Source organism: Sphingomonas psychrotolerans (genome assembly GCF_002796605.1).
Classification (GTDB): domain Bacteria; phylum Pseudomonadota; class Alphaproteobacteria; order Sphingomonadales; family Sphingomonadaceae; genus Sphingomonas; species Sphingomonas psychrotolerans.
The window spans coordinates 4322554-4347324 of sequence record NZ_CP024923.1; the positions used below are offsets into that span (position 1 = coordinate 4322554).

Below are 24771 nucleotides of genomic sequence, written 5' to 3' on the forward strand. Positions count from 1 at the left end.
CAACCCCGTGCGGCGATGGGCAAATGGCGTCATGGGGATCGCGATCTCCCCATGAGGCGGCAGGCTGAAGTATCGCGTCCCCAGCCTCCCGAGGACGCATCATGCCGCAATTGAATGCCATAAGCTGCGACAAGCTCTACCGCCTGATCGGAACCGCAAGCGCGCCCGCCTTGATCGACGCGCGCGACGACGCAGCGTTCGCCGCCGACCCGCTGTTGCTGCCGGGCGCCGTCCGCCGTGATCCCGCCGGCATCGTCGACTGGGCGCCGGCGCTGGCCGGCCGCAGCGCAGTCGTGCTTTGTCCGGACGGCGGCGCACACAGTGCCGGCGTCGCCGCTTTGCTGCGGCACGAAGGCTGCGATGCCGAGATACTCGAAGGCGGCCAGGCGGCGTGGCGCGCGGCGGGGCTGCCGCTGGTGCCCGACGCGCTGCTGCCGAAGCGCGATGCAGGCGGACGGACGGTCTGGGTGACTCGCGCCCGGCCCAAGGTCGATCGCATCGCCTGCCCGTGGCTGATCCGCCGTTTCGTCGATCCGCACGCGGTGTTCCTGTTCGTCAATCCCGGCGACGTGCTTTCGGTTGCCGAGCAATTCGGCGCGGCGCCGTTCGATGTCGCGGCACAGGGCGTGCGGTGGAGCCATCGCGGCGAACTTTGCACTTTCGACGTGATGGTCGAGCAACTCGGGTTGGGCGGAATCGCGCCGCTCGCGCATCTGGCGACGATCGTGCGCGGTGCCGATACCGATCGCGTCGACATCGTCCCCGAGGCCGCGGGGCTGCTCGCCGCCTCGCTCGGCCTGTCGCGCATCTATGCCGACGATCTCGAACAGCTCGAAGCGGGGATGCTGCTGTACGACGCTTTCTATCGCTGGTGCCGCGATGCGCGCGGCGAGACCCATGACTGGACCTCGCACCGGCCCCGCGAGGCGCGGGCATGAGCGCGCCGGCAGTGGAGTCGCGCGGCGAATTGTTGCCGCTGGGCGAGGCGGCGCGGACCTGGGCGCGGATCGCGGCATTGTCGTTCGGCGGGCCGGCCGGGCAGATCGCAGTGATGCACCGCATCCTCGTCGAGGAGAAGCGCTGGATCGGCGAGGAGCGATTCCTCCACGCGCTCAATTATTGCATGCTGCTGCCCGGGCCGGAGGCGCAGCAATTGGCGACCTATATCGGCTGGCTGCTCAACCGCACCCGCGGCGGGCTGGTGGCGGGGGCGTTGTTCGTGCTGCCGGGCTTTCTCGCGATCCTCGGGCTGAGCTTCGTCTATGTGCTGCTGGGACAGATACCGCTGGTTGAAGGGCTGTTCTTCGGGCTCAAATCGGCGGTGCTGGCGGTGGTGCTGCAGGCAGTGGCGCGGATCGGATCGCGGGCGTTGCGCAACCACGCGATGCGCGGGCTGGCGGCGGCGGCGTTCCTCGCGATCTTCGTGTTCGACGCGCCGTTTCCATTGATCGTGCTGGCCGCCGGCGCGATCGGCTATCTCGGCGGGCGCGCCGGGATTGCCGCGTTCCAGGGCGGCGGCGGGCATGGCGGCGGGGGCGGGGAGATCGTCCACGATCGCGACACCTTGCTCGGCGAGGGACTTCCCGACCATGCCCGGCCGGGCGCCGGCTGGACCATCCGGGTGACCGGTATCCTGCTGGTCCTGTGGCTGGCGCCGGTCGCGGCGTTGCTCGTCACCCTCGGCCCGGACCATGTGTTCAGCCGCATCGCGACGTTCTTCAGCCAGCTCGCGGTGGTGACGTTCGGCGGCGCCTATGCGGTTCTGGCCTATGTCGCGCAGGAAGCGGTGGCGACGTTCGGCTGGCTGAAGCCGGGCGAGATGCTCGATGGGCTGGGCATGGCCGAGACCACGCCGGGGCCGCTGATCATGGTGACCCAGTTCGTCGGCTTCCTCGCCGCCATGCGCGAGGCGACCGGGCTGCCGCCGTTGCTCGCCGCGACTTTGGGGGCGATCCTCACCACCTGGGTGACGTTCGTGCCGTGCTTCCTGTGGATCTTCGCGGGGGCGCCGTTCGTCGAGCGGCTGCGCGGCAACCGGGCGCTGTCGGCGGCGCTGGGCGCGATCACCGCGGCAGTGGTGGGCGTGATCCTCAACCTCGCGATCTGGTTCGCGATCCACACGCTCTTCGGCGAGGTCCGGGCGGTGCCGTTCGCGGGCGGCACGCTGGACGTGCCGGTGCCCGCGACGATCGACTGGCCGGCGCTGCTGCTCACGCTCGGCGCGGTGGTGGCAGTGTTCCGGTTCAGGCTGGGAGTGCTGCCGGTGCTCGGCGCCTGCGCCTGCCTCGGCGCGGCCCTCTCCGCTCCGGCGATGGCGACGCGGAGCGGGCTTTCCCTGTCCATCGACGCGAGCGCGCGCATCCGCACTGTCGCTTCGAATTCAGACGGCCAGATGGTGCGTTGCCCATCGCTCTTGCGCCTGGGCGAGCGCGGCCACCCTGCGCCAGCCTAAGGCGACCCTGACATACCCGTCCCGTTGCGACTGCAACGGACAGGTCGGACCGTAAGTCTCCGCCTCGTCCGCTTTGGCGAGACACTCAAGGGATGTCAGCATGTATTGCGCACCGCCAGGAGCATCGTTCTTGGCGCGATGCAAAGATCCGACAAATATTCCGCTGACCCATCGAAACTGCGACATGCGCATATCCCATCTCATTTGGGCGGGAGCACATATTTCTGTCTCTCAGGCGTCAGAATGCCATCAGGATCCAACGATAATAACATAGCGATCTTGGTGGTTCATAGTTCCTGTTTATATTTCCGGTGCTTCGCTTGCCGGTTTGTCCCCCTATGACGGCGATAAGCCCCGGAATGCCTCAGGCAGTCGAACTCCGGAGCAGGCGGCCGGGCGTGTCGACCCGTGTGCCGTGTTCGAAGGCGGGGCGGCCGTTGATCATCACCAGATCGAATCCTTCCGCCCGGGCGAACGGATCGACATAAGTGGAGCGCGCTTTGACCTTGGCGGGATCGAAGACGATCAGATCGGCCCTTGCGCCGACCCGGATCACGCCGCGATCGGCGAGGCGCAGGATCCGGGCGGGAAAGCCGGTGGCCTTGCGGATCGCCTGCTCGATCGGCAGCCTGGCATCGCGCACGACATAGTCCTCGATCAGCTTCGCATAGGTTCCGGTCGCGCGGGGATGGCGCATGCCGGGGCCGCCGTCGGTCGAGATCGCGACGTGGGGGTCGACGAGCAGCACGTCCTGCAGCGTCTTGTCCATGGTGAAGTGCGCGCCCGAGCCGCCCTCGGGCCCCAGCTTGACGAGGAAGTCGGGGAAAGCGAGCCCGGCCTCGGCTGCGGCCTGGGCGACGGTCTTGCCGGCATGAGGCGCGGTGCCGAGCAGCAGCGCCTCGGGACCGCCGCGGCGGATCATCCGCTTTTCCAGATAGTCGCGCAGCTCCTGCCGGCGCCCGGCGAGCACCGCGGCATAATCGCCGGGCGGCAGCGCCCATTCGGGGAACAGGATCGCCACGCCAGTATAGCCGGCGGTATAGGGATAGGCATCGGCAGTGAGATCGATCCCCGCGCGGCGCTTCGCGGCGAGGAAGTCGAGCAGGGCACGGGCGCGCTGCTCGCCTTTGCCGAACACCAGCTTCAGATGCGAGATGTGCGGGCGCGCGGGCAGCGACGATGCGATCAGCTCGTCGATCGAACCTTCGATCTCCGCGTCATTCTCCGAGCGCATATGGCTCATGACGACGCCGTTGCGGCGGCTCACCACCCGGCCGAGATGGGTGAGCTCGCGCGTCTCCGAATAGATTCCGGGGACATATTCGAGACCATAGGACAGACCGAAGGCGCCGGCGCGGAGCTCGGCTTCGAGCTGCGCGGCCATCCGTGCGAGCCCGGCATCGTCGGGATGGCGGACCGCATCGGAGACGTTCGCGGCGCGGCGCAGCGTGCCATGGCTCGACAGCGTCGCCACGTTCACGTCGATGCGCGCGCGATCGACGGCGTTCATCCAGCTGCGCAGATCGAGATCCTTGCCGAGCCTCGGCCCGCTGCCGTCCTGCCCGAGCGTGATCGTGGTGACGCCCATTGCGAGGAAGCTTTCGTACGAATTCTCCAGCGGATCGCCGTGGCTGTGGGTGTCGATGAAGCCGGGCGCGAGGATTCGGCCCTCGCCCGCGACGATCCGGGCGGCGGTTACGCGCTGTTGGGCAGCGGGCGCAGTGATCCGGGCGATCCGGTCGCCGGTGACCAGCACATCGGCGAGCCGCGGTGGCGCGCCCGTGCCGTCCACGAGCAGGACCTCGCGGAACAAGGTGCTTCCGGCCGGTGCCGCGGCGCGGCCGGGCCAGCTCGCCAGCCCGCCGGCCGCCACAGCGCCACCGATCAGCTGCCGCCGCGTCAAATTCCGGGACATGAACCGCTTCCCCCTGGACCGTGATGGTACAGGGCTAGCCCGGCGCCGATTTGCGGGGAACCCGGCCGCTGATCGTGCCGCTATGCCGTGCGGCTATAGCGGCTCGCCCGCGGCCCTGGCGCGCGCCTCGCGGCTGGCCTCGGCGGCGGGGACGAGGCGGAAGGCAGTGATCGCCGCGGCGAGCGCGAGCGGCAGGCTGACGAGCAGCGAGAGGATCCCGGTCGACAGGCTGCCGCTGAGATCGGCGACGCGGCCCGCCAGATACGGACCCAATGCGAGACCGATCAGTGTGGTGCCGATGAAGAAGGCGGCGGTGGCGGTGCCGCGCATCCGGGGAAGGACGAGGTCCTGCGTCGCCGCGGCGGCGGCGCCGAGCGCGCAGCTGGCGAAGACCTGGGTGATCGGGAGCATCGCATAGAACAACGCCTTGTCGGCAGTGGTGAAGGCGATGACGAGGCTGGGCACCGGGGCGAGGCTGCCGAACAGGATCACCATGATCCGCCCCGACGGCCAGCGCCGGCGCAGGCGATCCGCGGCGATCCCGCCGAGAGTCACGCCGAGGAAGCCGCCGAGGATCGCCGGCCCGCCGATCCACAGCCCGGCCTCGCGGCTGGATACGCCGAATTCATGCGCTGCATAGCTGGGGGCGAGCCCCGCCACGGCATAAGCGAGGAAGGCATTGAGGCCGTAAGCGAGAACCACCGCGAGGAAGGCGGGGGTGCCGAGGATCAACTTGAACGTGGGCAGATCGCGGTGGCGCAGCGCCGCCGACCAGCTGTACACCGCATAGACGCCGATGCCGACCGCGAGCCATTGCGGCAGCGGCTCGCCGAGCCGGACCAGCGCATAGATCGCCGCGGCGACCGACGCGAGGACTACGAGGTTGCGCAGCAATGCGTTTGCGCCGTTGCGAGCGGCGCCAATCACGGTGAGCGGCGGGATGATCGTCAACAGATCCTCGAGGAAGCTTTTGAAAGGCGCGGGGTGCCTGGGCGCGACGAGGCCTTCGGACAGCCCGCGCATCGGTTCGCGCAGGGTCAGCACCCAGAGGGCGAGGACGAGGCCGGGCAGGCCGACTGCCATGAACGCCGCCTGCCAGCCGACCAGCCCGAACGGGCCGCCGCCGGGATAGGCCGCATTCCACCAGTCGACGATCGCGCCGCCGAGGAACAAGGAGAAGCCGCCGCCGAAATAGATGCCCGCGGAATAGATGGCGAGCGCAGTGGCGCGCTGGCGCTTGGGGAACCAGTCCGAGATCAGCGAATAGGCCGAGGGGCTCGCGGTCGCCTCGCCGATCCCGACGCCGATGCGCGCAGCGGCGAGCTGGAGGCCGTTGCGCGACAGGCCCGAGATCGCAGTCATCGTCGACCAGAGCGCGAGGCCGATGGTCATCAGCCGCACCCGGTGCCAGCTGTCGGCGAGACGGCCGAGCGGGATGCCGAACAAGGCGTAGAACACGCCGAACGCAGTGCCGTAGAGGAAGCCGATATCGGCGTGGCTGAGCCCGAGATCGCGGCGGATGTGCGGGGCGAGGATGGTCAGGATCTGGCGATCGATGAAGTTCAGGGCATAGACGAGGAACAGGACGATCAGGACGTACCAGGCATAAGGCCCGGCCTTGTGATCGGCTGCGGGCGCGCTGGAACTCGCCATCCACTCTCTCCTGTCCTATGTCGTAGGCACGAGGCTAGCAGAGCATACCGCGTTTACGAAAGAGGGGATTTCCAGTGCGTCCGCCGTCTTTGCTGTTCGTGTGCCTCGGCAATATCTGTCGCTCGCCTTTGGCCGAGGCGGCGTTTCGCTCCGCGGCGGACCGTGCGGGGCTCGTGGCGGTGGCCGATTCCGCCGCGACCGGCGAATGGCAGATCGGCAATCCGCCCGATCCACGCAGTCAGGCCGTGGCGTTGCGCCACGGGATCAACATTTCGGCGAGGCGGGCGCGGCGGGTGCGCGGGGCGGACTTCACCGGCTTCGACTATATCCTGGCGCTCGATCCGCAGAATTTGTTCGATCTGCACGCAATTGCGCCGGGACGCTGCACCGCGCGGATCGAGCTGCTGATGGACCAGGTGCCGGGCTGCGCCGGGCAGGCGGTGCGCGATCCTTATTATGGCGATGCAGCCGATTTCGACGCGGTGTGGGAGCAAGTGACGCGGGCGGCGGATGCGCTGGTGAGGGTGCTCAAGGAGTGAGGCTCGAGGAGTGAGGCTCAAAAGGCCTGCGGCTCATGCTGCCGCGAAGGTCAGCCGGTTCCCGACATAGGTGCGGATGATCTTCGCGGGCATCACCCGCATCGCTTCCTGCACGAACACTTCGCCGGTGCAATGCATCGGCACGATCCAGGCGGGATCGATCGCGGCGAGTTCGGCGACGGTGCGGCGGGCCTCGTCCTCGGTGCGCGGGCGGACCAGGTGGAAGCCGCCGACCACGGCGTGGACCTTGTCGATCCCCGAAAGCTTCTGCGCCTGCCGAACGCTGTTGATCACGCCGCGATGGCTGCACGACGCGATCACGACGAGGCCGAGCCCCTTCACTGCATAGCAAGTCGCGAGTTCATGCTCGCCATCGTCGGGAAGCTGGGCGAGGTCACGCTTGGCGGACCCTAGCCCGGCAGCCGCGCAGCCTTTGCCGGGGCGCATCTGTGTGGGGATCGCGGCGCGCTCGAAGCTGGCGAGCGGGATCGTGCCGGTGGTGAAGGCCTGACCCTGGATGACTTCCGGGTCCGGGGCGATCCGCACCGCGAAACCGGCCCGCGCCAGTGCGGCGCGGTCGAGCGCGCCCATCAGCGGCGGGGGCTTGCCGATCAATGCCAGTCGCTCGCAAAACGCCTCCTCGCCGCCGACGTAGAGCGGAATTTGCCGCCGCGCGTGCGCGCCGAAGAAGCCGGCGAACCCGCCATAGTGATCGAGATGGCCGTGGCTGAGTACCGCGGTATCGAGGTCCGAGAGGTCGATGCCCAGCAAGGCGAGATTGTTGCGGACCGTCTCGGGCGAATAGCCGAAATCGACGAGCACGCGCGCGGTCCTTCCGGCGCGCTGCGAGGTGGCAAGCAGCGAGAGGCCGAACTCCGCCTGCAGCGACCGACGCGACATTACCCGGCCGGCGGGGCCGTGACCGCCGTTGCGGACGAGCTTCAGCCCCGGAAGGTCGAGGTCCGGGAGGAACGGGCCGAAGGTGGCGTTGTCGACCAGCACCTGCAGCTCGAGCGAGTCGACCGACGGGATCGACGGGGTCGCTGCGGCGGACTTGACGGCGGCCGCGGCGAAGCCCGCGATTCCCGCCCCGAGCAATGCCCGCCGGGCGATCGAAAAGGCGTCAGGCGGAAAGGCGTCGGGCGGCGGCGACATCGGCTTCCTTCCGAATCTGCGGGCGTCCGCCAAATTGCCTGCGCAAAGCAGCAGATACAAGCGGCGCGTGGGCAAGACGAGCCGGCGAGGTTCGGTATCCGCAATGGTCGGCCGATCGCGGACGGACTGCCGTGAGAGGGCGTTTCTTCCTCCACGCGTAGCGAGACATGGTTAACATGAACTTCCCGGCGCCTCCGATAAAGTGCGGAAACGCGCGCCGTCCTCTCAGAGAAGTTCCGGCGATTTCGCCATGATCTGTCGGTATATTTGACAGTCCTCGTCCCGGCTCCCTCCGAACTCATCCTATAACGCTGAGCAATAATCCCATCGGGAGCATAGTTAAATGAAACGGGGTACCCTCTTCCTTGCCGCTGCGCCGCTCGCACTCGCGACGCCTGCCTTTGCCGGGACGACGGCGAACGATCCGGCTGTGCCCAAGGTCGAAGCCGAAGCCAAGACCGCGGAGCCGGCGCAGGACGCCAAGAAGCCGCAGCAGGAAGAAGTCTTCTCGACCGGCGTCGCCAAGGGCCGCGACCGTCTCAACAGCGCGACTTCGACCAGCTCGCTCAAGGACGACCAGATCGAGCTCTTCGGCGCCCGCTCGCTCGCCGAGATTCTCCGCAACATCCCGGGCGTCCGCGCAGAGGCCGTGAGCGGCGAAGGCAATGCCAGCTATTCGATCCGCGGCCTGCCGCTGGCGTCGACCGGCTCGAAGTTTCTGCAGTTGCAGGAAGACGGCCTGCCGGTGCTCGAATTCGGCGACATCAATTTCATGTCGCCCGACGTCTTCATGCGCGCCGACCTCAACCTCGCGCAGGTGGAAGCGATCCGGGGCGGATCCGCGTCGACCTTCGCGTCGAACTCGCCCGGCGGCGTGATCAACCTCCTCTCCAAGACCGGCGACGTCGAAGGCGGCGCCATCCAGGCGACCGTCGGCCTCGATTACGGCGAGAAGCGCGTCGACTTCGAATATGGCAGCAAGCTCAGCGATACGCTGCGCTTCCATGTCGGCGGCTTCTATCGCAGCGGCGAAGGCCCGCGCGACATCGGCTATGACGGCTATCGCGGCGGCCAGGTGAAGTTCAACATCACCAAGGAGTTCACCGGCGGCTACGTTCGTTTCTACGGCAAGCTGCTCGACGACCGGACGCCCGGCTATCAGGCCGTGCCGGTGGGCGTGACGGGCACCAACGCCGACCCGAGCTTCGCCAACATCGCGAACTTCGACATCAAGCGGGACTCGCTGCTGTCGCCCTACATCACCAACGTCGTGGCGCTGGACGGCAACAACCGGGTCGTTAGCCACGACGCCCGCGATGGCACCCATCCCACGGTCAAGTCGTTCGGGGTCGAGACGCAGTTCGAGCTCGGCGACTGGACGATCACCGAGAAGTTCCGCTTCGCGGACATCTCCGCGCACCTCACCCAGAGCATTCCGCTCACTCTCGCCCCGGCGGCAGGGCTTGCCTTCCAGTTCGGCGGCCCCGGCGCGCGGCTGAGCTATGCGACCGGCCCGAATGCGGGCCAGGCGATCACCAATCCCGCGTCGCTCAACGGCAACGGGCTGCTCGCCATGGGGCTGTTGATGGACATCCAGGTCGACAGCCTCGACAACATGACCAACGACCTGCGCGCCACCCGCGTGTGGGAGATCGGCGGCGGCAAGCTGACGACGACGGCGGGCTTCTACAAATCGTCGCAGGAGTTCGACGCCAACTGGTCGTTCACGACGATCCTGTCGGACGTGGTCGGTGGCGGCAATGCCGCGCTCGTCAACATCGCCACTGCGGGCGGCGTTCCGATCACGCAGGACGGCTATACCAGCTTCAGCACTGCGGGGACCGCCGGCTATCGCCGCCGCTACGACGTCAACTTCGACGTCAGCGCGCCCTATGCCTCGGTCAACTACCATATCGGCAAGGTCGCGATCGGCGGCAGCGTCCGTTATGACTTCGGCAGTGTCCAGGGTTCGGTGTTCGGCGCCGATCTGGGCGGTGGCCGCGTCGGCATCCGGCCGGTCGACATCAACGGCGACGGCGTGATCTCGTTTCCCGAGAGCCAGACCGCGGTTTTGCCGCTCACCCAGCCCGCGCCGGTCGATTATAATTACAAGTATCTGAGCTATTCGACGGGCATCAACTTCCGCGTCTCGGAGCCATTGGCGGTCTTCGCCCGCTACAGCCGGGGCAGCCGCGCAGCGGCCGACCGGATCCTGTTCACCCCTGCGGTGAGCGCGCTCGACGGAAGCCTGCTCGATCCCGAGGGCGCCTATGACGCGGTCCGCCAGACCGAGTTGGGCGTGAAGTTCCGCAAGGCGGGCGTGACGCTCAACTTCACCGGCTTCCTGGCGAGCACGGGCGAGCGGAACATGCAGGTCAACAGCGCGCCCGACGGTTCGGTGCAGGTCGAGCAGATCGCCCGCAAGTACAGCGCGAAGGGCGTCGAGTTCGAGGGCGGGTTCCAGCACGGTCCGTTCAGTCTCACGGCGGGCGCGACCTACACGATCGCCAAGATCTCCGAGGATGCGGCCCATCCCCAGCTCGTGGACAATATCCCCCGGCACCAGGCGCGGCTCATCTTCCAGGCGACGCCGCAATTCTCGACCGAGCTGTTCACTGTCGGAGCCAATGTCGTGGGCACCACCAGCAGCTTCGCGCAGGATACCAACCAGCTGAAGATGCCCGGCTACACGACGGTCAACGGCTTCGTGCAGTTCCGGCCTGCGGACCGGGTCCAGCTGATGCTGAACGCCAACAACCTGTTCGACACGCTCGGCTTCGCCGAGATCACGCAGGGGTCGATCCCCGCGAGTGGTCAGGTGACGGCGCGCGCCATCAACGGCCGGACGATCTCGGCTTCGGTCCGCTTCGACTTCTGATCCTCAAACAATCCGGGCCGCCGCGTGCGGCCCGGGCTTTCCTTTCTACTGCCCCAGGGGGGGCTGTTTCAACGAGGGCGCCGCGATGCGACGCCCGATAACAAGGGGTTTGACTACCGTGAAAAAGCATCTGTTGTTGTTGTCCGTTGCGCCGTTCGCGCTCGCTACCCCGGCCTTCGCCGAGGACAAGCCGGCCGCACCTGCGCAGCCCCAGACCGAAGCCCAGGCGGAGGCTCCCGAAAAGGAAGTCTTCTCGACCGGCGTCGCCAAGGGCCGTGACATTCTCGACAGTGCGATTTCGACCAGCTCGCTGAAGGAGGCCGAGGTCCAGAAGCTCGGCGCGCGCTCGCTTGCCGAAATCCTGCGCACGCTGCCGGGCATCCGCGTCGAAGCGTCGTCGGGCGACGGCAATTCCAACTACACGATCCGCGGCCTTCCGCTTGCCTCGGGCGGCTCGAAATATCTGCAGATCGAGGAAGACGGCCTGCCGGTGCTCGAATTCGGCGACGTCTTCAACGCCTCGTCCGACAATTTCATCCGCGCCGATCTGAACCTCGCCGCGATCGAGGCGATCCGCGGCGGCTCGGCCTCGACCTTCGCGTCGAATTCGCCGGGTGGCGTGATCAACCTGATCTCGAAGACCGGCGACACCGAGGGCGGGACGATCCAGGCGACCGCCGGGCTCGATTACGGCGAGAAGCGCGTCGACTTCGAATATGGCAGCAAGCTCAGCGACAATCTGCGCTTCCATGTCGGCGGCTTCTATCGCAGCGGCGAAGGCCCGCGCGACATCGGCTATAACGGCTATCGCGGCGGCCAGGTGAAGTTCAACGTCACGCGCTCGTTCGACAACGGTTTCGTCCGTCTCTACGCCAAGCTGCTCGACGATCGCTCGCCGCAATATGTGCCGGCGCCGGTGCTGATCAGCGGCACGAACGACAAGCCCAAGTTCACCAAGATCGCCAATTTCGATCCGAGCAAGGACTCGCTGCTGTCGAGCAACATCGGCACCTTCCTCTCGCTCGATCGCGATAATCAGCCGATCGCCGAGAATTTCCATGACGGCCTGCACGCGATCTCGAAGTCGGTCGGGCTCGAGGCGCAGTTCGAGATCGCCGGCTTCTCGTTCACCGAGCGTGCACGCTATTCGGCGAATTCGGGCGATCTCTTCCGCGCGGTTCCCGGCAGCATCACCACGGCATCGGCGCTCGCCACCACGACCGGCGGCGCCGGCGCGACTTTGCGGTATGCGAGCGGCCCGAACATGGGGCAGGCGATCACCAATCCGGGCGGACTCAACGGCAACGGCCTGCTGGCCAGCGTCTATCTCGCCAAGGTCAAGCTGCACTCGCTCAACAACTTCACCAACGATCTGCGCGCCAATCGCGTGTGGAAGCTGGGCGGCGGCGACCTGACGGTCACTGCCGGCGTCTACAAGGCGATGCAGACGATCGACATGGACTGGCTGTACTCGACGGCGATCCAGGACGTGGTCGGCGGCGGCAATTCGTCGCTGGTCGACGTGGCCAATGCCGGGGGCACCACGCTGACCCAGAACGGCTATTCGGCCTTCGCGATCAGCAATCTCAGCCTGCTCCACCGCGCGTTCAACGTCGATTACGACATCACCGCGCCCTATGGTTCGATCAACTATCGCTTCGGCAAGATCGCGATCGGCGGCAGCGTCCGCTATGACATGGGCAGCGTGAACGGCACCGTATTCGGCGCCGATCTCGGCGGTGGCCGGGTAGGCATCACGTCGTTCGACTTCAACCGTGACGGAGTGATCTCGCAGGCCGAATCGCGCACCGCGATGATGCCGCTGACCCAGCCCTCGCCGGTCAATTACGACTATAAGTATCTCAGCTATTCGGCGGGCATCAATTACCGCATCGCCGAAGAGCTGGCGGTGTTCGCGCGCTACAGCCGCGGCGCCCGCGCCAATGCCGACAAGATCCTGTTCACCTCGGCGATCAACTATAACAGCGGCGACCTGTTCAACCCGGAATCGGCCTATGACACGGTGAAGCAGCTCGAGGGCGGGGTGAAGTTCCGCCAGGCGGGGCTCGCGCTCAACCTCGTCGGCTTCCTCGCCGACTCCGAGGACCAGAACATCCAGTCGGGTTCGGGTCTCGGCACCTCGCGGCTCTATCGTGCCTACGGCGCCGAGTTCGAGGGCAGCTTCCGCCGCGGTCCGTTCAGCCTCAACGCCGGCGCGACCTGGACCAAGGCGAAGATCACCGAGGATCTGCTGAATGCGGCGATCACCGGTCTCGAGCCGCGTCACCAGCCGGAATGGAGCTTCCAGCTGATGCCGCAGATCGACACCAAATGGGCAACGTTCGGCGCCAGCTCGGTCACCATCACCAGCAGCTATGCGCAGGATACCGACCAGCTCAAGATGCCCGGTTTCACGGTGGTGAATGCCTTTGTGCAGTTCCGCCCGACCGAGGGGGTCCAGCTGAGCGTGAACGCCAACAACGTGTTCAACACGCTGGGGTATTTCGAGATCTCGCAAGCCACGATGCCCGCCAACGGCATCGCCTGGGGTCGCGCGGTCAACGGCCGGACCATCTCGAGCTCGCTGCGCTTCTCTTTCTGAGCGCCACGAAAACGGTGGCATTGAAGGCCGCTCCCCCGGGAGCGGCCTATAATGCAAAGTGAAACGAAAAGAGCAGAGTAGCCAACATGCTGAAGTCGATGAAAATCCCGAGGAAGCTGGGTCTGTCATTCCTGACGATCTGCGCGACTGCCGCGATCGTGATGGGGGTGTTCTACACCAACATCTCGTCGATCAGCAGCTCGACCGATGCGAATAATCTCAGCCAGGAAATCCACGCCAAGACCCAGGCGCTGGAAACCTCGCTATTGCGGCAGAACAGCCAGTTTCGCGGGTTCCTCGTGACCGCGGACGAAACGTACCTCAAATCCTATAACGAGGGACGCGACGATTACGACAAGGCCTCGTCCGAGCTCGAGGAAACCCTGACCGAGCCGGCGCAAAAAGCCGCTTTGCTCAAGTCGCGCGAGGAAACGCTCGCGTGGCGCAAGGATTGGGGCGACCGGCTGATCGCCAAGGTCAAGGCCGGCCAGCGCGACGCCGCCGAGGCCGACGTGCGCGCCGCCGGCAAGGCCGTGCTGACCAGCGCCGCGGTGCTGCCGCTGCGCGAGATCAAGGACGCACAGACCAAGCGGATCGAAGAGAATGGCGCCCGCCAGGAGACCGCGATCAAATCCGCTCTGTTCGTGCTCGTGCTCGGCGCGCTCGCATTGATGGGCATCGCAATCGCACTCGCAGTGATGCTGACCCGACTGATTGCCCGTCCCGTATCAGGTCTCACTCGCACGATGGCCGATCTCGCCGCAGGCAAGAACGACATCGCCGTGCCCGACACCGATCGCGGCGACGAACTGGGCGACATGGCCCGCGCGGTTTTGGTGTTCCGCGATGCCGCAGTCGCCAAGCAGACCGCCGAAGCCGCCAATGCCCGCGCCGAAGCCGAACAGAAGATGGTGGTCGAGACCGTCTCGGCGCAGCTCTCCGAACTCGCCAACGGCAACCTCACCGCCGAGATCAGCCGCGACTTCCCGGGCGACTATGCGACGGTGAAGACCAACTTCAACGCCGCGGTCGCCGAGCTGCGCAGCCTGATCGGCACCGTGATGCAGAGCGCCTCGACGATCCGCGACGGATCGAACGAGATCGCCCAGGCTTCCGAGGATCTCGCCCGACGTACCGAAGCCAATGCCGCGAGCCTCGAGGAGACTTCGGCGGCGGTGACCCAGATGGACGGCCGCCTCAAGCAGACCGCCGCGGCCGCCGGCCGCACGGTCCAGCGCGCCGACGGGACGATCGTGACGGTCTCCAACGGCCGCGCGACCGCCGACGAAGCGATGCAGGCGATGACTCGCGTGGCGGATTCGGCCAAAGGCATCGACAGCGTGATCGAGGGTCTCGACAAGATCGCGTTCCAGACGCGGGTTCTCGCGATGAATGCGGCGGTCGAAGCCGGTCGTGCCGGTGAAGCGGGCCGCGGTTTCGCAGTCGTCGCCGATCTCGTCTCTGCATTGGCGATGCGTGCCGAGGAAGAAGCCGGCCGTGCCCGCGATCAGCTGACTGCCACCCAGACCGACATCGTCGCCGCAGTGGAGATGGTTCAGAAGGTTGATACGGCGCTTGCCGACATCTCCGGCGACGTAGGCGAAGTCCACAAGCTGCTCGGCGAGATGGCGAACGACAACCAGGCCCAGTCGACTGCGATCAGCGAGATCAGCATCGCAATCGGGACGATGGACCAGTCGACCCAGCAGAATGCCGCGATGGTCGAGGAAACTTCGGCCGCCGCACGCAACCTCAGCGGTGAAGTCGCCGCTCTGAGCGAGCAGGCGTCGCGGTTCAATGTCGGGTCGTCCGGTGGCAATCGCCAGAGCAAGACGCAGATCCGCTTCGACGGACCGGTCAAGCCGCTGCCCGCTGCCGCGGTGCCCGCGCTGAAACGCGCGAACGGCCACGACGACTGGCAATCGTTCTGAGCAAGTATCGGGCTGCCGCGCTGACCGGCGCGGCAGCCCGAAGCTCGATTATGCGTAACGATTCGCCGGGTCGCATCCGGCGAAGGGAGGACTATGACCGACAACCTTGCGACCCGGGGCGAATTCGCGCGCCAGGCGGACATCGCCCGCGCACTCGGCTCGCCATTCGTTGCTTCGGTCCTCGAAGCCGGCGAACGCCACCTCCGCCGGGCTCCGCGCACCGCGGCGCTGATCGAGACATGGCCGGGGGATCCTTCGGCAGCGGCATTGGCGATGCGGTTCAACGCGGCGATCCACGCGCTCGCGCGTCGCGGCCGGCCGCAGCGGCTCGAAGCGCTCTACAAGCGCCAGCATGACGATTTCGACGGCGCGCTCTGCGCCGCGCTGGTGAGCGAGGACGAATTCATCGCCCACTGGATGCGCCAGCCGACCCAGACCAACGAAGTCAATCGCGCCGCAGCGATCCTCTCGGCGCTGATGGTCGCGGGCGACAGGTTCGGGTTGCCGTTCGAATTGCTCGAACTGGGATCGAGCGCCGGACTCAACCTCAATCTCGCGTATTATGCCTATGATCTGGGCGGCGTGCCGGCAGGCATGCCCGGCTCGTCGGTGCAGATCGAGCCCATTTGGCACGGTGCGGCGCCGCCTGAGGCCAAGGTCGAAGTGCTCGCGGCGCAAGGCGTCGACCTCCATCCGCTCAACGTCGCCGACGAGGCGACGCGCGACCGGCTGTTGTCGTTCGTCTTCGCCGACCAGCCGGCGCGCGCCGAGCGGCTGCAAAATGCAATCACGCTCGCCCAGCGCCATCCGCCGCAGATCGCCCGTGCCGACGCAGTATCGTGGCTGGCCGAGCAGCTCGTGGTGCCGCAGGCGGACGGACGCTGCCGCGCGGTCTTCCATTCGATGGTGCTGCAATATCTGACTGCCGAGGATCGCAAGGCGGCGACCGATCTGATCGCCGCGGCCGGCGCGCGTGCCACGATGGAGCGCCCGCTCGCCTGGGTGAGCTTCGAATGGACGCCGAATCGCAGCGAGGTCCAATTGTGGCTGACGCTCTGGCCGAGCGGCGAGGCGCGGCAGCTCGCCACCTGCCATCCTTATGGCGCGTGGATCGAATGGCACGGAGGGCAGGCGCGGCCGTAAATCGACGCATCGGGCGCGGAGAGCCGGAACCTTGATCTGAATCAAGAGTTTGGTGTTCAGAGTCGGGAAAGCCTTCCGTCCACGCCCGGAAAGACCTTTGTGAACCTTCCTCTTTCGCTCGATCCCGAACGTATCGTCGATGTCGCCGTCGAAGCCGCGCGCCAGGGCGACGAGACGCTTGCCGGGGTGCTCGACCAGATTTCGGCCGCGGTCTACCTGACCGACGCGGACGGCGTGGTTACGCATTTCAATCGCGCCTGCGCCGACTTTGCCGGGCGCCAGCCCGAGGCACGGCAGGATCGCTGGTGCGTGACGTGGCGGCTCTACACCGATGACGGCGTATTTCTGCCGCATGAGCTCTGCCCGATGGCGGTGGCGATCCGCGAGGGGCGCAAGGTGCGCGGCGTGCGGGCGACCGCCGAACGCCCCGATGGCACGCGTGTCGATTTCCTGCCGCACCCGACGCCGATCTTCGATGTCGAGGGGCAGCTGACCGGTGCGGTCAATCTGCTCGTCGACGTCCGCGATGCGCGTTACCATGACTATCTCCGCAGCCAGAGTGCGCGCTGCCGCCGGCTCGCCAGTTCGGTCGGCGACGTGCGCACCGCCGACATCCTCCACGCCATGGCGAGCGACTATGAAGAGCAGGCGCGGCAGGCGGAGCGGCCGAACTAAAGGGTAAAGCGCCCGGACGGCTTCTTCATCCCCGCAGCGGATAGCGCTCGATCGCTTCATAGACGGCGCCTTCGCGGCCGAGAGTGCTTTCGAACAGCAGGAAATGATCGAGGCCGAAAAGCGGGCTGGCGAGGCCGGCGTGGCTCACGAGGAACCGTTCGGTGGTGCCGGCGGAGGCGTTCATCCGGGCGAGGGTGATGTGCGGCAGATAGGCGCGGCGCTCGGGCGCGAGGCCGCAGCGGACCAGCGCCTGATCGACCTTCTTGTGAAGCCCGGTGACTGCGTCGTGCGGGCGGATTCCGGCCCAGAGCGCGCTGGGCCGGCCGCGGCTGTCGAATTGGCCGACGCCATCGAGCGCCACTTCGACCGGCGGAAAATGCACGTTGGCGAGCGCGACGGCGACGTCCTCGGCGATCGGGCGCTCGACTTCGCCGATGAAGCGCAGCGTGAGATGGAGCTGGGAATCGTCCTGCCAGCGCGCGGCGGAGACGCCGCCCATGAGGGCGAGGAGCTGCGCGCGGATCGCAGGGGGCGGGCGGAGGCCGACGAACAGGCGATGCATGGCACGCGCGTTTAACCATGGATCGGCGACGTGGCCCACCGGTTTTGCTTGAAAAAAGCCGCTTCAGGAACGATATTCAGCGGATGCCGGCAAAGCGCCGGGTAAAGGAGTTCATAATGGCGAATTGGTCGGATCCCCGGACTGGCGCGGCCTATGCAGCGACCGACGCGCGCGCCGAAGCGTATGACGTGGGGCTCAGGGCATATATGCTGTCGGTCTATAACTACATGCTCTCGGGCGTGCTGTTGACCGGCATCATCGCGCTCGTGGTGGGCAATACCAGCCTGATCGAGATGATCGTGCAGCCCGCGGCGCGCGGTGGCTATTCACCGACGATGCTCGGCTGGATCGTCATGCTTTCGCCGCTGGCGATCGTATTTGCGATGAGCTTCGGGCAGGCGCGGATGTCCGAGGGCACGCTCAAGACCTTGTTCTTCGTCTATGCGGGCCTGATGGGCGCGTCGCTGTCGACGATCTTCATCACTTATACCTCGACTTCGATCGCCGGGGTGTTCTTCGCCACGGCGGCAGGCTTCGCCGGACTGAGCCTCTATGGCTACACGACCAAGCGTGACCTGTCGGGCCTCGGCACCTTCCTGATCATGGGGCTGGTGGGCCTGATCGTGGCGTCGATCGTCAACCTGTTCCTGCAATCGGGCACGATGAACCTGGTGATCAGCGCAATCGGCGTGCTGATCTTCGCGGGGCTCACCGCCTACGACACGCAGAAGATCAAGAGCATCTACGCGCATGTCGCGGGGACCGAGATGATGGGCAAGGTCGTGATCATGGGGGCGCTGAACCTCTATCTCGACTTCATCAACATGTTCCTGTTCCTGCTCCGCCTGTTCGGCAGCGCGCGCGACTGAGCGACGGCCAGGTTTCGAGAAATACGGCCCGGCGGCATCCCGCCGGGCCGTTTTCTTTTGAGCGCTCCGAACGCGGGAACGCGAATCGCGGCATGATCGTTACAGCAAGGCAACGCTCAGGAGAGTGACCATGACTGCGAACCCGATCGACCCGGCGATGGACAAGATGTCGGTGGCACCGGGAGCCGAGGATGCCGACGCCGGTTCGGCGACCGTCAACGAGCGCCCTGCGCCCGTCGGCTCGGCCGATGCCGGCACCGATCGTTCGATCGTCGAACGGCTCGAACGCAACCCCGAAAGCAAGGAAGCGCGGCTCGACCGGGCGCTCGACGAATCGATGGACGCGTCGGATCCGCCTGCCTCGACCCAGCCTGTGCACAACCATGCGCTGCCCGAAAGCTCGGGCTATGACGAAAAGGCCGAGGAGAAGCTCGCCGCTGGACCTGCGGGGAGCAAGGGTATCATCGGCAAGGTGCTGCACAAGCTCGGCCTCGACTAAGGACGCCAGCTTATGGGCGCATGTCCTGCGTCGGGGTGGCGCGCCAACATCGTTCTCTATGCCGCGCTGGCGGCCAATCTGGGGATCGCCGTCGCCAAGTTCGTGGCGGCGGCGATCTCCGGTTCTTCGTCGATGCTCACCGAAGGGGTGCACAGCCTCGTCGACAGCGGCAATCAGGGGCTGTTGCTCTATGGCCAGCATCGCGCCACGCGACCGCCCGATGCCGAGCACCCGTTCGGCTATGGCCGCGAACTCTATTTCTGGGCGTTCGTCGTCGCCATCCTGATCTTCGGGCTCGGTGCCGGGGTCTCGATCTACGAGGGCTGGCAGCACCTCGCCGCGCCCGAGCCGCTGCGCGATCCGCTGATCAATTACATCGTGCTGGGGGTCGCGGCGGTGCTGGAGGGCAGCTCATGGGTGATCGCGCTTCGGGAATTTGGTGCGGCCAAGGGTGATATGGGCTGGTGGCAGTCAGTGCACGAATCGAAGGACCCGGCGACCTTCATCGTATTGTTCGAGGATTCGGCGGCGCTGGCCGGGCTGGCGGTCGCCGCGATCGGCATATGGGCGAGCCATGCCTGGGGCGATCCGCGGATAGACGGCGCGGCGTCTATCGTGATCGGGTGCATTCTCGCCGCAGTCGCGACCCTGCTCGCGCGCGAGGCCAAGGGATTGCTGATCGGCGAACGCGCCAACCCCGAAGTGGTGGCGTGCGTGCGCCGGATCCTCGATAGCGAGCCGGCGATCGTGCGAGTCAATCACGTACGGACGATCCACACCGCACCCGATCGGATCTTCGTCGCGATCAGCGCGGATTTCGACGACCAACTCAGCATGGGCGCCGGCGAGGCGCTGATCGAGCGGATCGAGCAGGAGTTGAAGACGGCTCTGCCGATGCTGTCGTCGATCTACATCCGGCCCGAAAAGGCCGAGGACGCGATACCGCGATCGCGGTCGGCTGATCGGGAGACTGCGCGCGTCTGCACGCTTCCTACGTAATTCTCCTATATTAAGCACAGGATTTTCAAGGAGAAATTCTGATCGGCCGAGCGGTCCTCTATGATGATCCATAGGAAATCATGGGGTGTGCGTGATCGGGGCCCGGCCTGGAAGACTGTTGCTCAAGGCAGTGATCGTCCCCACCGCGGGGGCGTTGCTGCTGCTTGCCGCAATGGTCGGCGCGGTGTTGCACTTCGCCACCGAAGGATCGGACGCCGTCGCGGCGCAGCGCCAGGCCCGGCTGGTCGAGGTTGCGATGCTCACCGCGGTCACCGGCGTGCGCAAGGACCAGGAGGCGTCGACTTACTGGGACGATGCGGTGCGGCGGGTACACGAGGTGCCGCTCGACCTGCCGTGGATCGACCAGAATCTCGGCATCTGGTTCCACAGCTATTACAAGCATGACGAGACCTATGTGCTCGATGCGCGCGAGCGGCCGGTCTATGCGATGCGGAACGGCCGCCGGGCCGATCCCCGCCAGTTTTCCGGGATCGCCCCCGGCGCGCAGCCCCTCGTCGCGCAGCTCAGGGCGAAGCTGCGGCGCGGCGATCTCGCCGCGGCGAGCAGCGTCGAGCAGACCCCCGGCGCATCGACCATGGCGATGGTCCGCGGCCGCCCGGCGATCGTCAGCGTCAAGCCGATCCTGTCCGAAACCGGTGAGATCACGCAGCGTCCGGGATCGGAGCATCTCCACCTCAGTGTGCGCTATCTCGACGGCAACTTCCTCACCGACCTCGCCGCCGACTATGGCGTGGAGGCGCCCCGGTTCGTCACTATGCCGAGCGCACGCGCCGCTATCCCGCTGTGGAGCGCCGAGCACCGGCTGATCGGCTATATCGAGTGGCAGGCCTTCCGTCCGGGCCATGTCGTGAAGCGCCATATGGCGATCGTGCTGCTGACGGCGCTCGGGTTGATCGGCGCGGTACTGGCGTGGCTGCTCAACCGAAATTTGCGTGCGCGGCTCGAGCTCGAGACCAGCCGGGCGCAGGCGCAGCACCTCGCTTTCCACGATGCCCTGACCGGATTGCCCAACCGTGCGTTGTTCAACGACCGGACCGATCACGCGCTCGCCCGCACGCGGCGGGGCGAGGAAGCCACGCTGCTGCTGCTCGACCTCGACCGCTTCAAGCATGTCAACGACACCTTCGGGCACCAGGCCGGGGATGAGTTGATCCGCGAGTTCGGCAGCCGGCTGACCGCCCTGGTGCGCGAGGTCGACACGATCGCGCGGCTGGGCGGCGACGAATTCGCGATCCTGCTGCCCCAGCTGACCGACAAGGACGCGATTGACGGGCTTTGCCAGCGGATCCTGAGCGCGGTCCACGCGCCGTTCGAAGTGCTCGGCAACCAGGCGTTTGTCGGCGTCAGCATCGGCGTGGTGCAGGCGCCCGCGGAGGGGACCGACCGCGTCGACCTGATGCGCAAGGCCGATATCGCGCTCTACAAGGCCAAGGCCGAGGGGCGCGATTGCTATCGCCATTTCGACCTATCGATGGACGCGACGGTCAAGCTGCGCGGGACGGTGGAGGAAGATTTGCGCTCGGCGCTCGCCACCGGCGAAGGGCTGGCGCTGCATTATCAGCCCCTTGTCGGCACCGACGGCAAGATGGTCGGGGTCGAGGCGCTGCTGCGCTGGGTACACCCCGAGCAGGGGCTGCTGCCGCCGGCGCAGGTGATTCCGATCGCCGAGGAGACCGGGCTGATCATCCCGCTGGGTGAATGGGTGCTGCGCGAATCTTGCGCGGCGGCGAAACGCTGGCCCGATCTGTTCGTCGCACTCAATCTGTCGCCGGTGCAGTTCCGGACCACCGGGTTCGCCGAGCGTGTGCTCGAGATCATTCGCGAAACCGGGGTACGACCCGAACAGCTCGAGCTCGAAGTCACCGAAGGTGTGCTGATCGACGATGATGAATTGGTCCGCGCCGGGCTGGCCCAGCTGCGCGCCGCGGGACTGCGGATCGCTCTCGACGATTTCGGCACCGGTTATTCGTCGCTCAGCTATCTGCGCAAGTTCGAGGTCGACAAGATCAAGATCGACCGCAGCTTCGTCCAGCATCTCGGACACACGGTCGATTCGGCCGCGATCATCCACGCGGTGGTGACTCTCGGCCATGCGATGGGGCTGACGGTGACCGCCGAGGGCGTCGAGACCGGCGACCAGCAGCGCTTCCTCAAGCTTGCCGGCTGCAACCAGATGCAAGGCTATCTGTTCTCGCGCCCGGTCCCCGCCGGGCAGATCACGGCTCTTGTCGCGCAGCGCTGTGCGCTCCGCGCCGCCTGATGCGTCCAACATCGGTCTTGCTCGCGATGGCCCTATTGTGGACGACCGTGCCCCAGGCGGCGGCGCAGGGGATCAGCGGCGAGGCCGAGATCGTCTCCGACTATCGCTATCGCGGGGTATCGCTTTCGAACGGCAGGCCCGCGCTGCAGGCCAGCGCCGAGTTCGAGAGCAATGCGGGCTTCTATCTGGGCGGCTTCGGCTCATGGGCGCCGCATGACGGCGGATCGAACGCGGTGGAGCTCGATGCGAGCGCCGGCTGGCGAGGCACCATAGCGGGGGCGTTGACGGTCGACGGCGGGGTGTCGTGGTATCATTATCCCGGCGTCGCCGACTGCGACTATGCCGAGGCGATTGCGACGTTCGGCTGGGAACGCGGCGACACCGGCGCACGTGCCGGGATCGCATGGGCGCCGCGGCAGGCCAATCTGATCGACGCGGCGGGGGACGAGGACGACAATCTCTACGGCTTTGCGGCAATCGAGCGGGCGATCCCCGGGACGCCGATCAGCCTGACTCTCGAGGCCGGATATGAATCGGGCGCGTTCGACGGCGCGGCGCGGGGCGGCAAGCTCGACTGGCGTGGTGGTGTCGCCTTGTCGCGCGGCGGCTTCACTGCGTCGGCCAGCTATGTCGGTGCAGTGCGGCCCCGTGCGGCCGCGGGAGAGCGCAGGCGCGAGCACGGGCTGGTGATCGCCTTGGGGCGCAGTTTCTAGCGCGGGTTGCCGCTTTGGGTGCTCAATCGTTCGTAACGCTCCGCCATCACGAGATGAGCGTGGCGCGCCACGGGATGCAGCTGGCGCAGCGCGGCCTCACGCTCGCGCCGGGCACGGATCTGGAAGTAGGTCGAATCGGACATGGCGAATTCCCCAATCGCCTGACCGAGGGTGCCACAAAAATCATCAATTTCAAGGCGATAGTGATTCGCAACAAGGCGCCCGTCTAGCGCGCGGGAGGCATCTTGTTTTGCTGATCACTGCTGCACCGCGCCCGCAGCGAAGCAGCATCCGCTTCGTCGATGGCGCGCAGGAGATCCTCGAATTTCCTGTCGTCCGACACCGGGAAGCAACGCCGGAACCCGCTTCCCAATCGTTCAAGGTCGCGGTTCGTCAATAAACCGACCGCGACGATATGCTCTTGCGCCAATGCCCAAACTCCGGCGAACTCTGGATGCATTAACGAGGGTTAGCCCGGTTTGTGCCAACGGCCTGTCGATTTAGCGCTTCAATATATCGAGCGCGGCGGCGGTCATCGCTTCGGTGGCGGTGGCGATCACCGCTTCGGCCTCGGGCGCCCAGAACGGGCTGTGGAGCGAGGGGAGGGCCTCCTTGCCGGCCTGCGCGGCGTCCCATTTGGCCCTGGGCACCCCGCCGACCCAGAAGATCATGCTCTGGATCGACTTGTCGGCAAGATAGAAACGCCCGAAATCCTCGCCCCCCATCACCGCGGGAGTCTCGACCACGCGATCCTTGCCGAAGCGGCTCGTCCACAGCGACTGGAGACGGCCGGTGAGCGGCTCGGTGTTGAAGGTCGAGGGGGTGCCCTCGTTGCGGATGGTGACCAGCGGCATGCGATCTTCGGGGATGCCCGCGGCGATCGCCTCGCCTTTGGCGATGCGGGCGATGCCGTCGAGCAGCTTCTTGCGGACCTCGGGCGTATAGCTGCGCACCGTAAGCAGCATCGTCACTTCCTTGCCGATGATGTTGTGGGTCGAGCCGCCATGGATGCTGCCGACGGTGACCACTGCCGAATCCTGCGGATCGATCTCGCGGCTGACCAGCGTCTGGAGCGTGGTGACGATGCGCGCGGCGAGGACGATCGGGTCGCGCGTCGTCTGCGGATAGGCGCCGTGGCCGCCGACGCCCGAGACCTTGATGTCGACCGAATCGACATTCGCGAGCGCATAGCCCGAGCGGACGCCGATCGTGCCCGCGGGAAGCGACGCCGCGTCGTGAAAGGCGAGCGCGAACTGGGGCTTGGGGAAGCGGGAAAAGAGGCCGTCCTCGAGCATCATCCGCGCGCCCATGCCGCGCTCCTCGGCGGGCTGGGCGATCATCACCAGCGTGCCCTGCCACTGTGCCTTCATCGCGGCGAGATTGCGCAGTGTGCCGATCCAGCTGGCCATGTGGGTGTCGTGGCCGCAGGCGTGCATCACGCCGGTTTCCTGGCCCTCGTCGGTAGTGGCGCGGACCTTCGAGGCGAAGGGCAGGCCAGTGTCCTCGGTGACCGGCAGCCCGTCCATGTCGGCACGGATCAGCAGGATCGGGCCGGCGCCGTTCTTGAGGATCGCCACAACGCCGGTGCCGCCTACCTTCTCGGTGACTTGGAACCCTGCCTTGCGCGCCTCGGCGGCAAGCTTGGCCGCGGTCTGGACCTCGTGGAGGCTGAGCTCAGGATTGGCGTGAAAGTCGCGATAAAAGTCCATCAGCTGGGGGAGCGAACGCTGCGTCGCGTCGCGGACCGGATCGGCGGCGAGAGCGGGGGCGGCGAGAGTCATGGCGAGGGCTGCCGTGAGGAGGGTGCGCATGGGGCAAGCGTATGCAGGGGTCGGGGTGTTGTCGAGGGGGGTGATTGGGGAGAGGCACCCTCCGTCGTGCTGCGCATGCCACTTCCCCGCTTCG

Annotated in this window: 20 protein-coding genes; 13 read left to right on the forward strand and 7 right to left on the reverse strand. The window is 66.6% G+C overall.

The genetic code is table 11. The features are described from left to right. Positions 1 to 101: 101 nt before the first annotated feature. Together CVN68_RS19710 and chrA are read left to right on the forward strand one after the other, a co-directional pair. A complete protein-coding gene (locus CVN68_RS19710; protein ID WP_100283700.1) occupies positions 102 to 938 on the forward strand; it encodes a chromate resistance protein ChrB domain-containing protein in 837 nt (278 codons plus the stop codon). Next, the gene (gene chrA / locus CVN68_RS19715) at positions 935 to 2452 is read left to right on the forward strand and encodes a chromate efflux transporter (RefSeq protein WP_100283701.1); all 1518 of its coding nucleotides are present in this window, start codon (positions 935 to 937) and stop codon (positions 2450 to 2452) included. The genes CVN68_RS19710 and chrA overlap by 4 nt, the downstream gene beginning before the upstream one ends. Before the next feature lie 364 nt (positions 2453 to 2816). Here the strand turns inward: chrA and CVN68_RS19720 are convergent, their stop codons facing one another. After that, complete coding sequence (locus CVN68_RS19720; protein WP_100283702.1) at positions 2817 to 4367, reverse strand: N-acyl-D-amino-acid deacylase family protein; 1551 nt, start codon at positions 4365 to 4367, stop codon at positions 2817 to 2819. A gap of 93 nt (positions 4368 to 4460) precedes the next feature. Continuing rightward, positions 4461 to 6020, reverse strand: a complete 1560-nt coding sequence (locus CVN68_RS19725; protein WP_100283703.1) for a spinster family MFS transporter — start codon at positions 6018 to 6020, stop codon at positions 4461 to 4463. Between the two features lie 74 nt (positions 6021 to 6094). On the opposite strand from CVN68_RS19725, the gene CVN68_RS19730 reads away from it, so the two are divergent. After that, entirely contained in the window at positions 6095 to 6559 is a 465-nt protein-coding gene (locus tag CVN68_RS19730) for a low molecular weight protein-tyrosine-phosphatase (RefSeq protein WP_100283704.1), read from the forward strand. Between the two features lie 33 nt (positions 6560 to 6592). Here CVN68_RS19730 and CVN68_RS19735 read toward each other — a convergent pair whose 3' ends face one another. Continuing rightward, positions 6593 to 7714: an MBL fold metallo-hydrolase gene (locus CVN68_RS19735; RefSeq protein ID WP_100284555.1), complete on the reverse strand. Its 1122-nt coding sequence runs from the start codon at positions 7712 to 7714 to the stop codon at positions 6593 to 6595. A gap of 343 nt (positions 7715 to 8057) precedes the next feature. Between CVN68_RS19735 and CVN68_RS19740 the strand changes: the two genes are divergently transcribed. The 5 genes from CVN68_RS19740 (at position 8058) to CVN68_RS19760 (ending at position 16943) form a co-directional block, all read left to right on the forward strand. Beyond that, complete coding sequence (locus CVN68_RS19740; RefSeq protein ID WP_100283705.1) at positions 8058 to 10592, forward strand: TonB-dependent receptor domain-containing protein; 2535 nt, start codon at positions 8058 to 8060, stop codon at positions 10590 to 10592. Positions 10593 to 10710: 118 nt separating this feature from the next. Then, a complete protein-coding gene (locus tag CVN68_RS19745) occupies positions 10711 to 13194 on the forward strand; it encodes a TonB-dependent receptor domain-containing protein (protein ID WP_233503443.1) in 2484 nt (827 codons plus the stop codon). Positions 13195 to 13280: 86 nt separating this feature from the next. Further along, positions 13281 to 15125: a HAMP domain-containing methyl-accepting chemotaxis protein gene (locus tag CVN68_RS19750; RefSeq protein WP_100283707.1), complete on the forward strand. Its 1845-nt coding sequence runs from the start codon at positions 13281 to 13283 to the stop codon at positions 15123 to 15125. Positions 15126 to 15218: 93 nt separating this feature from the next. Continuing rightward, positions 15219 to 16268, forward strand: a complete 1050-nt coding sequence (locus CVN68_RS19755; RefSeq protein ID WP_100283708.1) for a DUF2332 domain-containing protein — start codon at positions 15219 to 15221, stop codon at positions 16266 to 16268. A gap of 99 nt (positions 16269 to 16367) precedes the next feature. After that, positions 16368 to 16943, forward strand: coding sequence for a PAS domain-containing protein (locus tag CVN68_RS19760; RefSeq protein WP_199560144.1), 576 nt, complete (start codon positions 16368 to 16370; stop codon positions 16941 to 16943). A 25-nt stretch (positions 16944 to 16968) separates the two neighbouring features. Here CVN68_RS19760 and thpR read toward each other — a convergent pair whose 3' ends face one another. Next, positions 16969 to 17505 carry an RNA 2',3'-cyclic phosphodiesterase gene (gene thpR, locus CVN68_RS19765; RefSeq protein WP_100283710.1) on the reverse strand — a complete coding sequence of 179 codons (537 nt, stop codon included), beginning with the start codon at positions 17503 to 17505 and terminating at the stop codon, positions 16969 to 16971. A 116-nt stretch (positions 17506 to 17621) separates the two neighbouring features. Here thpR and CVN68_RS19770 point away from each other — a divergent pair, with 116 nt between their 5' ends. The 5 genes from CVN68_RS19770 to CVN68_RS19790 all read left to right on the forward strand — a co-directional run bounded on the left by CVN68_RS19770 (position 17622) and on the right by CVN68_RS19790 (position 22866). Continuing rightward, positions 17622 to 18374, forward strand: coding sequence for a Bax inhibitor-1/YccA family protein (locus CVN68_RS19770; protein WP_100284556.1), 753 nt, complete (start codon positions 17622 to 17624; stop codon positions 18372 to 18374). A 130-nt stretch (positions 18375 to 18504) separates the two neighbouring features. Next, positions 18505 to 18873, forward strand: a complete 369-nt coding sequence (locus tag CVN68_RS19775) for a hypothetical protein (RefSeq protein WP_100283711.1) — start codon at positions 18505 to 18507, stop codon at positions 18871 to 18873. A gap of 12 nt (positions 18874 to 18885) precedes the next feature. Continuing rightward, positions 18886 to 19872, forward strand: coding sequence for a cation diffusion facilitator family transporter (locus tag CVN68_RS19780; RefSeq protein ID WP_100283712.1), 987 nt, complete (start codon positions 18886 to 18888; stop codon positions 19870 to 19872). 91 nt (positions 19873 to 19963) lie between these two features. Then, the gene (locus CVN68_RS19785; protein WP_233503444.1) at positions 19964 to 22153 is read left to right on the forward strand and encodes a putative bifunctional diguanylate cyclase/phosphodiesterase; all 2190 of its coding nucleotides are present in this window, start codon (positions 19964 to 19966) and stop codon (positions 22151 to 22153) included. Continuing rightward, positions 22153 to 22866 carry a TorF family putative porin gene (locus CVN68_RS19790; RefSeq protein WP_100283714.1) on the forward strand — a complete coding sequence of 238 codons (714 nt, stop codon included), beginning with the start codon at positions 22153 to 22155 and terminating at the stop codon, positions 22864 to 22866. Before CVN68_RS19785 ends, CVN68_RS19790 begins: the two co-directional genes overlap by 1 nt. Here the strand turns inward: CVN68_RS19790 and CVN68_RS23465 are convergent. The 3 genes from CVN68_RS23465 to CVN68_RS19805 all read right to left on the reverse strand — a co-directional run bounded on the left by CVN68_RS23465 (position 22863) and on the right by CVN68_RS19805 (position 24677). Then, on the reverse strand, positions 22863 to 23009 hold the full coding sequence (locus CVN68_RS23465; protein WP_158298976.1) for a hypothetical protein: 147 nt from the start codon (positions 23007 to 23009) through the stop codon (positions 22863 to 22865). The two genes, CVN68_RS19790 and CVN68_RS23465, sit on opposite strands and share 4 nt — an antisense overlap. Positions 23010 to 23092: 83 nt before the next feature. Beyond that, positions 23093 to 23296 (reverse strand): hypothetical protein, encoded by a 204-nt coding sequence (locus CVN68_RS19800; protein ID WP_233503445.1) that lies wholly within the window; start codon positions 23294 to 23296, stop codon positions 23093 to 23095. A gap of 70 nt (positions 23297 to 23366) precedes the next feature. After that, positions 23367 to 24677, reverse strand: a complete 1311-nt coding sequence (locus tag CVN68_RS19805; RefSeq protein ID WP_100283717.1) for an amidohydrolase — start codon at positions 24675 to 24677, stop codon at positions 23367 to 23369. Between the last annotated feature and the right edge of the window lie 94 nt (positions 24678 to 24771).

Bases quoted from the DNA above. Each gene is read 5' to 3' on its own strand.
- CVN68_RS19710 (WP_100283700.1), top strand. From the start codon at position 102: ATGCCGCAATTGAATGCCATAAGCTGCGACAAGCTCTACCGCCTGATC.
- chrA (WP_100283701.1), top strand. From the start codon at position 935: ATGAGCGCGCCGGCAGTGGAGTCGCGCGGCGAATTGTTGCCGCTGGGC.
- CVN68_RS19720 (WP_100283702.1), bottom strand. From the start codon at position 4,367: ATGTCCCGGAATTTGACGCGGCGGCAGCTGATCGGTGGCGCTGTGGCG.
- CVN68_RS19725 (WP_100283703.1), bottom strand. From the start codon at position 6,020: ATGGCGAGTTCCAGCGCGCCCGCAGCCGATCACAAGGCCGGGCCTTAT.
- CVN68_RS19735 (WP_100284555.1), bottom strand. From the start codon at position 7,714: ATGTCGCCGCCGCCCGACGCCTTTCCGCCTGACGCCTTTTCGATCGCC.
- CVN68_RS19740 (WP_100283705.1), top strand. From the start codon at position 8,058: ATGAAACGGGGTACCCTCTTCCTTGCCGCTGCGCCGCTCGCACTCGCG.
- CVN68_RS19750 (WP_100283707.1), top strand. From the start codon at position 13,281: ATGCTGAAGTCGATGAAAATCCCGAGGAAGCTGGGTCTGTCATTCCTG.
- CVN68_RS19755 (WP_100283708.1), top strand. From the start codon at position 15,219: ATGACCGACAACCTTGCGACCCGGGGCGAATTCGCGCGCCAGGCGGAC.
- thpR (WP_100283710.1), bottom strand. From the start codon at position 17,505: ATGCATCGCCTGTTCGTCGGCCTCCGCCCGCCCCCTGCGATCCGCGCG.
- CVN68_RS19770 (WP_100284556.1), top strand. From the start codon at position 17,622: ATGGCGAATTGGTCGGATCCCCGGACTGGCGCGGCCTATGCAGCGACC.
- CVN68_RS19775 (WP_100283711.1), top strand. From the start codon at position 18,505: ATGACTGCGAACCCGATCGACCCGGCGATGGACAAGATGTCGGTGGCA.
- CVN68_RS19780 (WP_100283712.1), top strand. From the start codon at position 18,886: ATGGGCGCATGTCCTGCGTCGGGGTGGCGCGCCAACATCGTTCTCTAT.
- CVN68_RS19790 (WP_100283714.1), top strand. From the start codon at position 22,153: ATGCGTCCAACATCGGTCTTGCTCGCGATGGCCCTATTGTGGACGACC.
- CVN68_RS23465 (WP_158298976.1), bottom strand. From the start codon at position 23,009: ATGTCCGATTCGACCTACTTCCAGATCCGTGCCCGGCGCGAGCGTGAG.
- CVN68_RS19805 (WP_100283717.1), bottom strand. From the start codon at position 24,677: ATGCGCACCCTCCTCACGGCAGCCCTCGCCATGACTCTCGCCGCCCCC.